At 45.4% G+C, this 13,116-nt stretch carries 11 protein-coding genes; 7 read left to right on the top strand and 4 right to left on the bottom strand.

The window, feature by feature from the left end; genetic code table 11:
- Positions 1-5 precede the first annotated feature (5 nt).
- Positions 6-1,160 (top strand): hypothetical protein, encoded by a 1,155-nt coding sequence (locus tag B9N89_RS20515; protein WP_132322040.1) that lies wholly within the window; start codon positions 6-8, stop codon positions 1,158-1,160.
- A 2-nt stretch (positions 1,161-1,162) separates the two neighbouring features.
- On the opposite strand, the gene smpB is transcribed toward B9N89_RS20515, so the two are convergent.
- Positions 1,163-1,615, bottom strand: coding sequence for an SsrA-binding protein SmpB (smpB, locus tag B9N89_RS20510; protein WP_132322042.1), 453 nt, complete (start codon positions 1,613-1,615; stop codon positions 1,163-1,165).
- Positions 1,616-1,676: 61 nt separating this feature from the next.
- Here smpB and B9N89_RS20505 point away from each other — a divergent pair, with 61 nt between their 5' ends.
- Positions 1,677-2,654 carry an RluA family pseudouridine synthase gene (locus tag B9N89_RS20505; RefSeq protein WP_159455522.1) on the top strand — a complete coding sequence of 326 codons (978 nt, stop codon included), beginning with the start codon at positions 1,677-1,679 and terminating at the stop codon, positions 2,652-2,654.
- Between the two features lie 219 nt (positions 2,655-2,873).
- The gene (locus tag B9N89_RS20500; protein ID WP_132322046.1) at positions 2,874-3,521 is read left to right on the top strand and encodes a hypothetical protein; all 648 of its coding nucleotides are present in this window, start codon (positions 2,874-2,876) and stop codon (positions 3,519-3,521) included.
- A 25-nt stretch (positions 3,522-3,546) separates the two neighbouring features.
- Here B9N89_RS20500 and lpxD read toward each other — a convergent pair whose 3' ends face one another.
- Together lpxD and B9N89_RS20490 are read right to left on the bottom strand one after the other, a co-directional pair.
- Positions 3,547-4,629 (bottom strand): UDP-3-O-(3-hydroxymyristoyl)glucosamine N-acyltransferase, encoded by a 1,083-nt coding sequence (gene lpxD, locus B9N89_RS20495; RefSeq protein WP_132322048.1) that lies wholly within the window; start codon positions 4,627-4,629, stop codon positions 3,547-3,549.
- Positions 4,626-5,750 carry a fatty acid desaturase gene (locus B9N89_RS20490; protein ID WP_132322050.1) on the bottom strand — a complete coding sequence of 375 codons (1,125 nt, stop codon included), beginning with the start codon at positions 5,748-5,750 and terminating at the stop codon, positions 4,626-4,628. The genes lpxD and B9N89_RS20490 overlap by 4 nt, the downstream gene beginning before the upstream one ends.
- 401 nt (positions 5,751-6,151) lie before the next feature.
- Here B9N89_RS20490 and B9N89_RS20485 point away from each other — a divergent pair, with 401 nt between their 5' ends.
- A complete protein-coding gene (locus tag B9N89_RS20485) occupies positions 6,152-7,387 on the top strand; it encodes an aldo-keto reductase family protein (protein ID WP_132322052.1) in 1,236 nt (411 codons plus the stop codon).
- 19 nt (positions 7,388-7,406) lie between these two features.
- On the opposite strand, the gene B9N89_RS20480 is transcribed toward B9N89_RS20485, so the two are convergent.
- Positions 7,407-8,975, bottom strand: coding sequence for a fibronectin type III domain-containing protein (locus tag B9N89_RS20480; RefSeq protein ID WP_159455521.1), 1,569 nt, complete (start codon positions 8,973-8,975; stop codon positions 7,407-7,409).
- A 751-nt stretch (positions 8,976-9,726) separates the two neighbouring features.
- On the opposite strand from B9N89_RS20480, the gene B9N89_RS20475 reads away from it, so the two are divergent.
- The 3 genes from B9N89_RS20475 to B9N89_RS20465 are packed head-to-tail and all read left to right on the top strand — an operon-like array spanning position 9,727 to position 13,109.
- Positions 9,727-11,490, top strand: a complete 1,764-nt coding sequence (locus tag B9N89_RS20475; RefSeq protein ID WP_132322056.1) for a hypothetical protein — start codon at positions 9,727-9,729, stop codon at positions 11,488-11,490.
- Between the two features lie 48 nt (positions 11,491-11,538).
- Positions 11,539-12,075 carry a hypothetical protein gene (locus B9N89_RS20470; RefSeq protein WP_132322058.1) on the top strand — a complete coding sequence of 179 codons (537 nt, stop codon included), beginning with the start codon at positions 11,539-11,541 and terminating at the stop codon, positions 12,073-12,075.
- Complete coding sequence (locus tag B9N89_RS20465; protein WP_132322060.1) at positions 12,072-13,109, top strand: hypothetical protein; 1,038 nt, start codon at positions 12,072-12,074, stop codon at positions 13,107-13,109. Before B9N89_RS20470 ends, B9N89_RS20465 begins: the two co-directional genes overlap by 4 nt.
- Positions 13,110-13,116: the final 7 nt, after the last annotated feature.

Below are 13,116 nucleotides of genomic sequence, written 5' to 3'. Positions count from 1 at the left end.
GCTCGATGCAAAAGATAATCACAGTCAGCTGCCTGTTCGGGGTGATCGCTTGTCAGGCACTGAGTTCAGAACTTCCTCGCGGAAGTGCTCCTGGTCCCGGGAAAAAATTTAAATTCGTCTCACCAAAAGACAGTGATATCGATTGCCACACCTATCATATGAACCCTGAAGCAGGTGATCTGGCATTTGATCCGAAGAATCATAAAGTATACTTCTTAGGCCACCACAAATTAGCGAGTCCTGACCAGAAGGTGAAGTCGCAGCTTATCGAGCTTGATCTCAAAGATCTCACTATGAAGAAGATCGTTAGCCTTAAAGTCAGTCATACTGCGAAACTCGTTGCCCATAAGTCTCCCGTAGAAGCTATAACCCTCTTGAGTTTTCGAGGAGGTACTCCAGGCTGTGGCCAAGGTAATGCTAAGGGCTTAGGTGTCAAGTGGGTTGGCAAACGGAGAATTATTAAAACTTATGAGCAAGCCTACTATAAATTGCTGCCGAGCAAGAGTGGAGTCAAGGTTCTCAATCGCAAAGATAATGTGGTAAGAGATTTTGATTTGAATACATTGCAACGGCGTGTGACAGATTCTTTGCCCAAAAAAGGGATGCCCCTATATCTGGATATGGAAGAGGGTGTCTCGTTTCACTATGATCAAGACGGACATGGTTCTGTAATGAAGTATGATGTCTTAAAACAAAAGCTCGATAGCCAGATGAAGCTTGCAGAGGGGATGAAGGTTGTGCAGCAGCAGGAACGCTTTGGAGTGGCCAAAGTCAACGAAGAGGCTGGCCGAATCACCGTCAATCAAATCAAAGGCTGGTCAGGGCGTAGCTATCGAACACTTCGCTATCAGAGTAAAAAGCTGGATGTTACGCAGGCTCGCCTGCTTGTAGACTTTGATTCGGGCCTGGGCTTGATAACTGGAAACTTGGATATGGTGGCACGGGAATGGAAGCTTATCGAGATCTATGATGGTTTGAAAGACAAGCTATTGCAGGAAGTTAAGCCGCCAAAAGATCACTATTTTGCCACAGCTACCATGAGTCCCGATGGCAATCATATTGTTATTCTGGCAAAGCACATCGTAGATTATTCATTGGGAGCCGTGTCCATCTACGATGTGCCTATGAAGAAGCTGAAACCTGTGCATCTTAAGTTCTAGGCTTAGCCCTTGTGCTTGAGAGCCCGAGCCATTTCTCGGCTGGCGTCTTTCTTCTTCGACGACTCTCGTTTATCAAAATGCTTCTTGCCTTTACCAAGACCGATTTCGACTTTGATATAGCGCCCCTTAAAGTAGATCTTTAGGGGAACAATGCTAAAGCCCTTTTCATTTACCGAACGGCTAAGCTTAATAAGCTCTCGCTTATTAAGGAGCAAACGTCGGGGTCTGGTTTCATCGTGATTCATGCGGTTGCCGAACTCGTAGTGCCCAATATGACAATCTTTTAGAATCGCCTCACCGCTGTCGATATCAACCCAGCCTTCTCCTAAATTGACCTTTGTCGCTCGGAGGGCTTTGACTTCTGTGCCCTGTAATTCAATCCCGGCTTCGAGTTTTTCGCCAATCTCGAAGTTGTGGAAAGCTTTACGGTTCTTGCTTATGATTTTAATTCCCATGGTGCCTTTAGTGTGATAACGTCCCGCGCTGCGTTAATTTGAAATGGTTGATGGTGGATCAATGCCTCCCACAAAACCCAAAATAGATCGAAGCTCCGGTGAATTCAGACCCTTAGGTCCCCCTGTCAAAGAGGATCATGTGGGGCTTCGAGCTGACGGCTATCTTTCCACACATTTTCCATTTTATTCAAGGGCTACTTGGCAAAAGCGAATGCGGAATGGCCTGGTGATTGTGGATGGCAGACCTATAAAAGCGTCATATAGGCTTAGTGAGGGGCAGATTATCCAGATTTATCATCCTCAGGTAGCCGAACCCGATGTGGACCGGGATATTTATCCACTGTGGAAGCAAGGCTCGGTGATGGCTGTCTATAAACCCGGTAACTTGCCAATGCATGAGAATGGCCCCTACCGCAAAAATACCTTTGCCTACTTTGTGAAGCAAGACTTAGGCGACCAGTGGGCAGCTGTGCATCGCCTTGATCGCGAGACGAGCGGTATCGTGCTTTGTGGTTCAAGCCTTGAAGTTCGCCATGAACTCTCAAGGTCTCTAGCTGATCGGGTCTTAGAAAAGGAATATCTCGCCATTGCCCGAGGTGAGCCTAAGAAAGATGCCTGGGTGGAGTCTGGACCTATTGCTGATCTAGATAGCAGTGAGATTCGCATTAAAAAATGGGTTCTACCTCACGGCTTGCCTTCGGAAACTCACTTCAAAGTTCTCGATACCAAAGGTGAGTATGTCTTGCTTCGCGCCAGGCCAAAGACGGGGCGTACCAACCAGATTCGGATTCATGCCGCGTACAACGGTCTGCCACTGGTCGGTGATATGTTATATCATCCCGATGAAGATGTTTTTCTGGAGTGGTTTGAACACGGCCGCAAAACAGATCGCGTCATCGAGCAGATAGGCTTTCGTCGCTGCTTATTACACGCTGCATCCCTGACCTTCCTCCATCCTGAGACCAATCAGGAAGTCACTGTACGTTGCCCGATGCCTGAAGATATGCAAAAATTTTGGGATACTCTGCCTAAAAACTAAGATTTTCTGGCAAAACCCTGTTTGGCCCCTTGTTTAAATTCGTCATAAAATAAACAGGTGTTAGAATTTCAGACATCCGTATATTTGGTAAGATTTTCGAATTTTTGCTCTTAGTATCCGAAGATGACGAAGTTTTTTCAAGTCGTGAAGGTATGAGTATCGGGCACAGGGATTGCAACTCTTTTAACTGTGACGTTAGAAGAAATAGGGAGGTTTAAAATGTGGTTCAAGCGAGCGATAGGACTGGCGAGTTTATGTCTGGCACTCAATGCCTGCGTGACTCCAATTGAAACAAAACCCCGGGGTTACGCTAAGGCTGACACCATCGGCAAAGATGTGGAAAAGCCTTTAGAGAAGAAGGAGCTCCTTTCAAGTTTGTCGAGGAGCTACCTCCATGAAAGTGGTATCTACCAGTCACTTTATATAGAAGCCATGCTAAAAACTCCCGTGCTTGAGTATCAAAAGCTGAAACAGGAAGCCACGGCTCAAAAATGGACTGATGAGCAAATCAAGGAAAAGCTCGGTGGGGTTAAAAAATCCTACAAAAAGAAGGTGTGTTTCGACCTTTTAATCAAGAGCAATGACAAGGCCGCGACTGATCCAAAAACTTGGAAGATTACCTTGAAGCAAGGCAAGAATAAGGCAACTAGACGTAAGATTGCCGAATTTAAAGAACAGACACCTAATAGTGTATTTGCTTCAGTCGATCGAACTTTTGATCATGTGAAGAATGATATGCAGTTCTTTCTTGAAACTGAGCTTTGCTTTAAAAAGAAGTCCGAATTTGACGACGAGCTGGTTCTGAAGGTGATGCCTAAATTCAACGATGAAGTTGATGAAGTTGTTCTTTCTTGGTGGTTTGAGTAGGCTCAAATGTGAGCCCTCGCAATCACTAAAAATCTGAGGTGATGTCTTTTGCCTCACGAGCTGATCGCCGGTTGCGTATCTCTCGCTCGGCTTTAAGCTCTTCTAGCTCTGCCTCCATTTTTCGCAAACGTGATAGAACATCAGGAAGTTGCTTGAATCCGACTGCTTGTCGACGCCAATCCTTAATCGGGCTGATTGGCATTCCCATATAGGTTCCCGACTTGGAATGAGAGTTCGTCAGCCCAGCACGTGGCCCTAGCGTGATATGGGAGCCAACTTCAAGGCTCGGGCCGATCGCACTTTGACCAGCCATGATAATATTATCCCCCACTTTAGTGCTGCCAGCGATTTCTGTTTGACCACACAACATTCCGTATTTCCCTAGCTTTACCCCATGGGCTATATGGACCTGGGAATCCAGCTTGGTGCCATTGTCGATAGTAGTATCTTCAAAAGCCCCCCGGTCAACCGTGCTCGTTGAGCCGATCTCTACGTCGTCACCTATCACAACTTTGCCAATCTGTGGGATCTTTTCTAGTGGGCCACCTGTAGGAGCGAAGCCAAAGCCATCGCCACCGATCACTGCGTTGGGATGTAAGATGCAATCCTTACCCAGGCGGCATTCTTCGAGTACCACGGCCCCAGGATATAGGATCGTGCGGTCGCCGACGTAAGCATCCTTGCCTACAAAAGCGCCAGGATAAATCACTGCTTCAGCGCCAATGGTGGCTCCCTGATCGATATAGGTGAAGGGGTATAGTGTTGCGCTCTCATCTACCTTTGCGGTTGGGTGCACAAAAGCCATGGAGCTTTGTTGGTCATAGGAGTGACTCCTTTGGTAGTAGGCTTGGGAAACGATGGCCATGGCCGCATAAGGATTGGGGTGAATCAACTGTGTGAGGGGGAGGCTGGGATCTTCTTTTGCCAAAATCACAGCACAGGCCTTAGTATTTTTGAGGTACTTGAGATATTTGGTGTTGGTGAGGAAGCTAATGTCCTGCTCACCTGCAAACTCAAGCGCCTTGATGTCGAGGACTTCAAAGTCATCTGCAATCATCTGGTTTTTGATCGTGGCTTTGATATGACTAGCAATTTCTATGAGCTTCATATTTCTGATCCTTGTAGAACTGTTGTGTTGATTGGAGTGCTGGTTTCTTTTTTTGGAGTTTTTTCCAGGGCAAGCGCCTCATCGAAACTCATCCAAGATAGATCGGGGTTAGCTCGATTGCGTGATGTTATAAAGTGACACTTGCTTGTGACGGCTTTGATGTGCTCCAAGTTTAAGGTGTACTCCCTTACATCATCGGGGTAACTAGATTTCAACGCCATATGGGCCTTTCGAAGGTGGTAGTGTGGAATGCCGACGCACACATGATGGGGTACATGCCAGTTGATGTCGTGTATCAGGGACTCCAAGACCCTGGGGTAGCCTACGTGCAGTGTTCCTTGCAATTGAGCTTTGGCTGCATCCCACTCATGCCGGCCTAAGAACTTCACATCGGGGGCTGTGTGATGAAAATAAGTTAAGGTGCTTAGCAGAAAGTGGAATACGAGGTTGGGAATGATGAATAAACAAATAAATCCGTAGAAGCCAGCCAGATAAAACGATAGGACTACGTATATCAGTACCGTTAAGAACGTAAGCCGCAGGGAAAACTTAACCTGTTGCTTTTCAATGTCTGAGTAAAGTGGGGATGAGTCGGCTTTGAGGCCATCTTTGATCAATTGATATGTCGTATACAGGGAACCCATGAAGAAAAAGCCAGATCTGATCTTCTTGTAAATGTATTTTTGGTTCTTTGGCATCCTCTTCCACAGTTTGTAAGTTGTCGGGCGCCAAGCGGTGTCCTTATCGATGTGGCTGCTGTGGCGATGATGTTTGTCGTGATCCAAGCGCCAGATATGAAAAGGCCAGAATACTGGGCTTGTGGTGATGTGACCTATGACGTTATTAAGCCGGGTGGATTTACAGAAAGATCGATGACCGGCGTCGTGACCAATAACAAAAAGCCCCCCTAAGCCACAACCCATGAGAATGGCGATTACGGGACCCAAGATCCACGAGTCGACCCAAACAATAAGAGCAGCGGTAGCAACAACGATCCCTAGATCACGAGCTACATACAAGAGAGATTTTCCGAGTTGTGGTTGGAAACATTCTTTTGGAATCGTTCGTATGATCTGCGGCAGTGAATCGGAGAATTCCCTATCTACAGTGGTTCCAGGCATCTTCCTTGACTTCCTTCTAATTGTTGATTCGATGTGTTTTATGACGACTGCAACTTGACAAGTGCGAGAGCTTTTTGAAACGGGGAGCTATTCATGAACAATCATTTTACATCTTTTCAGTGCAGAGCTCCAATAGTCCTAATTCCAATGAACTGTCATTAAAGATAGCACAAATTAACTCAAACCTAATGCTGAAGCAAGCGTCCACCCCATAGAGCAGTGGTTGCGGGCCTTCTAAACCATGAAAAAAATTACGCTAGTAATTATAACTATGTACCAAAATCATGGCATGCCACTCTTAAAACCTGCCGATACGATTTCCAGTCGTGTAACGTCGTTGGCAAGGTTCTATGATATATCGCATGGCTTGCCTAGTATTATTGCTAGCATTCACAAATTCTTTGCATAGTCAAATCGATCCTGCTTTAGAACTGGGTCGATGGGAGCAGCAGTTTGCTGTGATTCGCCAGCACATGGAAACCTTGAAACAGCGCCTGGCAGTGATTCGGGGAGTCGATCCAAAACTCCAGATGTTACGTCCCAACAAGCCAATTGGTAGGACACCTCTCTATAGCCGCGTGGTTTATACCTTCAACCCGGTGGGACCCAGGTTCAGAAGCAATCTTGTGAAGGATCTAAGGCAGTCTTGCCGCAAGCATGGCATTCGCCAGATTGTCTATGCTCAAGGTAAGAAAGTACTGCGTTTCAACAATCCTTCATTTTCGTCATTCAAAGGGGTGCCAGAAACCGTACTTTTTGCAGCAAAAGCGATAAGTCAGGCAAACTATCGAGGATTTGAATTGGATACGATTCTGCAAGATACCTCAGGCCGCTACTGGGCCATCACAGTGACCAATAACTTCAATCGTATTGAGGTAAAAGCAGTCAGAAACCCGAAGCTGTTTCGAGGTCGGAATTTTAAGTCAATAGGAGCAGGAAAAGCCTATATTGAAGACACCTATCGTGGAATTCGCCTGAAAGAGACAACCAGCCGTTGGAATATCTTTCAGCTCCAAAGCCTAGATCTTGCGCTATCGAAGCTTTCTCCCGGAGAGCTTCGAAACTTGCAGGGTCTTGTCTTTGAACGGGTGAAGTCAGTAGCCGAAAGAGATCCTCGTCGTGCTGCGATCTATAAGCGATTCAATAACATTGCTGTGATTCGGGTCGGAGACAATGCAGTGGAACGAAAAAGCAGCTTTATAGGTGAGCCGGAAAGCCCTATTCTGCTCTCTAGTATGGTCTTTCTTCATGAAATAGCCCATGCTATCGCCAGTCGCTATATTTTAGAAAGCCATGAAGTATTCATTCGGTGGCAGCAGCAGAGAAAGATATTTGATGTGATCAAGGGGCGCCTCAGCAATCAACAAGTCGATCTTCTTCGCACTGTGAATCCCTTTGATCTTGTGAGTCAGCAGGAGTTTAGTCAGTTTAGTGAAAGAAACCCAATTTTAGCGAAGTACGCGAGCATTCCTGATGTGAGCAATGGCCCAACGCGCTATGGTAGAGTGTCGATTTCCGAGTCATTTGCGGAGAGCTTTGCCCTCTATCACCTCGACCCCAAGGCCCTGATAAGGGTGTCACCTGGGGCCTACAAATTCTTCGAGAGCCAAGGTCATTTGATCATGGAAGCCAAATGACGGGTAAGGATGTCAATGTCTAAATAGACCACTTGTCTGATAGGTATTGCTCAACATGCTGGCGCTCACTGCTGCTAAGCACATCTTCAAAAACCAAGGCTTCGTAGATAATGCCGTTATAGTCATAGGCGTTGTTAGGGGTTGCGCTTTTAACAGAAAATCCACCAAGTATAACACCGGAGAGGGTTTCTGTGCTTAGGCTTGCTGAGGAAGAACTTTGCTCAGATGTGATGGCTTCGCCGTTGACATGGAAGCTAGCATCCAAGACATCCGAATTAGCGGCAGAGGATAATGAAAGTACGGAAGGTTTACTTGTATCCATCTCATGATTCATAACACGATTGCCCGAGACTCTAAGCGCTAGTCCGTTACTACCACCAGGGCTCTCCATGAAGATACCGTAACCGGTACCATTGGTGCTTTCGTTACCTGATAAAGCGAAGGCACAATTGGTCGTGCCGCTACCGAGAGAGTAAGGTCTTGCCACTATGAATACGTGTCGAGCGACACTCCCAGAAATCACAGCCGATCCTCGAAGATACTTACTGCCGAGAGAGAAGTCGATGCCAGGGCGACCATCGCCATCGTCGCTCAAGAAGAATGGCTCTTCGCCAGACGCTGCGGACACGGAATAGCTATTTAGTGATCGATCGTTCCATGTGTTTACGGAAGTGCCTGTCAGGTCCAGTGAGTTTGATTGCATTGCATCGAGCCAGAGACGGGTGCTGTTAGGAACGACAAGGCTTGCGGAACCGTCGATACTCAGACTCCCCGATGATAGCGAACCTCCCGGGCCATCTAAGCTACCTGATGTGAGGTCGATGGAACCAACGCTTATGCCGTCTACGTCCATGTCATCACTTTCAACATCATAAGCAAAGGTGATCGTATCTGTGCCATCTCCTGCGTTGTAGAGGGCATAGACAGTACGATCGCCGATCGTAATTGGAATCCTGGGTGAATCATTGATAGTGATATCGTAGTCAAAATTAAGAGTGATGATAATTTGATCCTGGCTTGAGGTCATGCGATGGACACCTGGGCTGATACTGGCGGAAATAATAGTCGGGGGATAAAAGGTGGCAGTCGTTGCAGTTACCACCACATTGTTGCTATCAATGCGACCACTGGTATCCAAAATACGAACCTTGAATGAGTAGGAGGTGTTTGGGCTTAGACCAGTAACTACGTAGCTACTCTGGTTACTTTCAGCCACGTCAATAACAGAGTCTTGGCCATCTGTGCTTTGAATAATTATATATCGCGATACATCAGCAACTTGGTCCCAATGGATTTCAAGGGACACCCCAGAGACAACATCGATGGCACTGAGTCCAGGGAAGTCCACATCGCTTTCTACATCTGAGCTTGTATCGCTCATCATGTCTTCAAGAGCTGCGATTTCTTCTGGTGTTATGTTAGCTTTGCTTGCAGGCTCGCCTTGGGCACCGGTCTGATTTTCTTCGATGTCATTCGTATCAGCGACTGTGGTGGTCGGAGTCTCATCCACACTATCACCCGACTTTTTTGAGCAGGATGCGACGACCAAAGTCATGCAACACAGAAATACGGTGGTTATGAGATTCAAAACAATTTCTCCCGGATTGTGTAATGTCTCTATCGGGATCATCGCTCCAAACTCTAAAGTAAGAATTCAAATCCCCAAAAAAAGATCTGTTTTCAGTATGTTCCAAAAATAGTCTGTCCTAGTAATTAATGGCTAACCTAGGAAGGCTAAAGTCAAAAATTTCAATTTGGTAAAGCTTACGGATTGAGCCTACTGATTGGCTCAGCCATTCGTGACATTAGCCTGGAAAGTTGATGGAAGGCAGAATCTTGTTCCAAGAAGACGGTTAATTAGAAAGAAAAATTCAAATTTTTTTGGGTACTCTGGGAGGCCTGCCTCATTTAAAAACGTTAAAAATAGTTCTATTCTAGTCCAAAAATATCGAACTAATTTTTAATGAAAGTAGCCACACTGCTTTAGTCTATTAGAAAATCTGCAAGATTATGGCCACTTAGTTAAGGAACCCTTTTAGGTTTGTTAACCGCAATAAGCTTGCAATCCTCGGTATCAATTCATGCAGTGTCAGGTGCTTGAAAGAATGCAGTGCTTTAATAGTTCGCTACTTTTGATCTCCAACAGCAAGGTGTTCGAACGTTGCAATGGGAGGGAAAAAATAGTGATAAAAAGTGCATTTTGATAGAGGTTTATGGATCAAGGGCTCTCTATTGCAGCGTAGAGATGCCTTGGCTCTCAGATTCTAGATACGAGACTTGATCGTCGATTGTTCTATCAGGGCATCAGAAACGTTTTTCTCAACAACTAAGGAATCTATATGAAGTTCATTCCAAAGAAGTCTCAACGGCAGATTGTTGCATCTATAGTTGCGAGTGCAAGCTTAGGCTCATCAGTGAGCTATGGAATTCCATCGAATTCAAATCAAGTAAGCATTCTCAGTACACTCCAAGCTAAGGCAAGAGCCGAAAGCGAAGTCCTGAAGGGGGTCGCTATATTCTCTGATAGCGAAGTGGACCAAACTATCTATGTGAGTCCAGCTAATAAACGAAGGGTTGGATCACTCTTCCAGCTAACAGACGCGCCGAACTGTAATGCTTATGAAGCCTCGTTTAGGACAACCTATGTTTATCCCAGCAACATAGACAACATCTCATCGGAAGAGCTTAAAACCTATGCTCAATCTCCTTTCTCACCATACTTTGATATGAAGTACGGTAACTATGTGCGCTATCAGACGATTCTGGATAGGTTGGCTAATACTCTAGTAGAAGCTAGCGAGACAGATCTATCTGATCCAACCTTTTCAATAAAGATTAACAACATTACAGCACTTTCAAACCTGTTCGCGACGTTTAATGAAACGGCTGCCAAAACATTCAAGGTTGCAAAACTTGATACTGATACTCAATCGAATAAAGTCGTTGGTAAAGGTAATGCAGCCTGGACCGTTTGGGGAAATGAGGAGGCAGAGCTACAAAATGTAGTGAACGCCCTTGGATCAAGAAATATTGACTATCGAAACCTCAATGTGAGACGGCTACCGATTTTTGATATTCGTTCTCAGATTTCATTTTCCTTAGAGCGTCAGCCTGAACAGACATTGAACCCGCTAGGAGACTTAGTTGACAACACTGTCCCAAATCCAAGTCCCGCTCCAGATACTCTTCCGCCTGAAAGTCCTGTGCCACTGCCAAGCAATTCAGTTCCCCTGCCTACTATAGAGACTGGAACTTTTGGTGGTGCGCCTCTAAATGAAAACCTAACTGATGATGCAACTGTCAGCTCAGCACTTACAGCGAAGGACCCTCAAACGGGCGAAGACATGGCTGTTAAGGTAAAAACTAATACTCCTAAGAACAATGGAGCGGGAGTTATTTCCATTCCCATTTCTCAAGGGGCATTGTGTGCCATCCCAGCATTAAGAACAGCCTTGGTCTCAGTGCCTAAGTATGGCCCAGTGCAGTCATCTGTCCAACCCCTCGTATTCAGCGACTTCACGCGCCGTAACACAAGCCTTCTGGCTCAGACGGTTGCATTAAACTATTCCTACTACCTAAGAACTGAGCCTACAAAGGTGTCGTGCACTTTGGACGGTGCGAAGTTCCAAAGCTTCTTGTCGACCAAGAAGAACAGTGGTTTTCTATTCTGGAGGAAAAAGAAGTCATCTGAAACCTTTACTGATATCCAAAAGGCCGGTATTTCTTGTACAGTGTTTGAAAGTCCAGGCAATGGTATCAATGTTGAGGACCTTCGGCAGAAATTCTCTCAAGAGATCGCAGCTGAGTACTTGACGCAAATCTCTGGTTTCTCTTACAAAGTAGATACCTCTCCAGCGGTACTTCCTACCGAGCACCAACGATTCTTCAATGATGCTGGTAGCGCTATGAAAGGCCTATGTGGAACCAATCCATATTGTCAAATTGGAGCGATTGCAATCCAAAATGCTCCGCAGCTCTTCGGATCAACGAGTGCCGGACGGAATGTTACTGTAAATCGTGACTTTAAGTTCTACCGCAATTACGACTACACAGGCTTCACGGTGGAGCCAAGCTCTAGTACCATTGAAATATTTTTTGAATAGTTTTCAAACTGGGCCTTGACAAAGGCCCAGATGTTATAGGATCGAACCATGAAGAAAGTTTATGCAAGCCTAGGCATGATAGGGCTCGTCTCTTTAATGTCTTTTCATATTTGGTTTAGTGATTCAGAGGAGCTGGAATCAAAGAAAGATATTGCAGAGACTATCTCAGAAGCCAGTAAAAATGTGCCAGAACTTAAGCAAGTTGTTGAAACTATCGACAAGAATCGACTTAACAAAATTATGGAGCAGGCAAAGCAGCAAGAGCTCCCTCAGGACTACCAAGCTATCATAGATGACTTCAAAGTTAAGGTTTCAAAGCAAGCGAGAGAGCTAGAGTCTCGTCAAAATGAAGTGATCGAACTTGTCCAAGATATGAGGGACATCAGCGACAAACTGCAGCAGCTTGCGATGGAGGAAAATGAGCAAGACTATCTAGTTTTAGATCAGAAATATAAAGAGTTAGAGGAGCAAGTCGTACTCTACAAGGAGAAGATGAACGAAGCCTATATCGCTTACATGAAGGCGCAAGATGAACATGGTAGTGAAGCATACGAAAAACTAGTTGAACTCATGGAGTCACAATGAAAAATCTATTCTATACCTTGGGGCTGCTGGCAATATCCCCAACGGTTTTTGGCTCATCGAGCCCTGAAAGGTCTCATATTAACACCCAGGAGTGTGTTGATTTTGCAAAGTTTGTTAGACCTTCCATAAACCCCCAACTTCTATCAAGTCGATACGACTTTTTTAGAGACAATGGTGACTCGTGGAATTTCAAGGGGCAAGGTTTCGAGCTGGATCTATCTTCCAGAGATAAGCTCTCCGCTTCGTTTGAAATCATTAGCCCGACCAATAAGAAACTTGAAACTGTTCAAGTTGAATGTGACATTCCAAAATCTTTTACAATTGCTTTAGAAGCTAGAGTTGGTTTAAAGGTGCCTCACGCGGTAAAAGACTATTTTATCCGTGGAACAGAGGAGTCGCGCGCTGGAGTCTATTCCAATATTGCTGGTCGCAAGGCTTTCTTTTGGTTCTTGGAGGAAATTCCAGGGGTGCCACCATCATACGATAGGCATGAAATTGCCCGGTTAGGATTGAACAACGATAACACCGAGATTTTAGATAGGAAACTTGGAGATACGCAAAACATCCAAGCTCTAGCACTGTCCATTGAGAATCCAGGCGATGCCTCTGGCCTGAAACCGTGGATAAAAATTCAGAGCACCAATGACCAAGGGAATTTTGAGAGCTTCATCATCAATGCAGATGTAGATTTTTCACGAGAGTTAAAGCCTGTCGATCTATTCAGCATGTTCGATATTGCCAATGTTGACTCCACTCAATACCTAGTGGCTCGCAATAGTCAGCTGGTTGATAGCTGCAATGATCTATCAGCCACCTGTATAAAAGCGAAACGATATATTCCCGACTTAGCAATTCGATCGTATGTGAGCCAAGGGCAATTTGTCGCTCGAATGGTTTTACGAACGGGCCCGTTTAGCTACTACCTTAATAGATACGAATTCTCTGAAAATCGAGTTGAGATTCTTTCATCGGAATTTGGTTCATCACTGACAGAATTGGGCCTTCCTTGGCTAGAAGCAAGATCTGGTCGATAGGAGAACG

The sequence above is a fragment of the Pseudobacteriovorax antillogorgiicola genome, from assembly GCF_900177345.1.
Taxonomy (GTDB): domain Bacteria; phylum Bdellovibrionota_B; class Oligoflexia; order Oligoflexales; family Oligoflexaceae; genus Pseudobacteriovorax; species Pseudobacteriovorax antillogorgiicola.
The sequence above is the reverse complement of the archived record's forward strand: the minus strand, read 5'-3'. Positions and strand labels throughout refer to the sequence as shown.

Bases quoted from the DNA above. Each gene is read 5' to 3' on its own strand.
- lpxD (WP_132322048.1), bottom strand. From the start codon at position 4,629: ATGAAGCTCATAGAAATTGCTAGTCATATCAAAGCCACGATCAAAAAC.
- B9N89_RS20470 (WP_132322058.1), top strand. From the start codon at position 11,539: ATGAAGAAAGTTTATGCAAGCCTAGGCATGATAGGGCTCGTCTCTTTA.
- B9N89_RS20515 (WP_132322040.1), top strand. From the start codon at position 6: ATGCAAAAGATAATCACAGTCAGCTGCCTGTTCGGGGTGATCGCTTGT.
- B9N89_RS20505 (WP_159455522.1), top strand. From the start codon at position 1,677: ATGCCTCCCACAAAACCCAAAATAGATCGAAGCTCCGGTGAATTCAGA.
- smpB (WP_132322042.1), bottom strand. From the start codon at position 1,615: ATGGGAATTAAAATCATAAGCAAGAACCGTAAAGCTTTCCACAACTTC.
- B9N89_RS20500 (WP_132322046.1), top strand. From the start codon at position 2,874: ATGTGGTTCAAGCGAGCGATAGGACTGGCGAGTTTATGTCTGGCACTC.
- B9N89_RS20465 (WP_132322060.1), top strand. From the start codon at position 12,072: ATGAAAAATCTATTCTATACCTTGGGGCTGCTGGCAATATCCCCAACG.
- B9N89_RS20490 (WP_132322050.1), bottom strand. From the start codon at position 5,750: ATGCCTGGAACCACTGTAGATAGGGAATTCTCCGATTCACTGCCGCAG.
- B9N89_RS20475 (WP_132322056.1), top strand. From the start codon at position 9,727: ATGAAGTTCATTCCAAAGAAGTCTCAACGGCAGATTGTTGCATCTATA.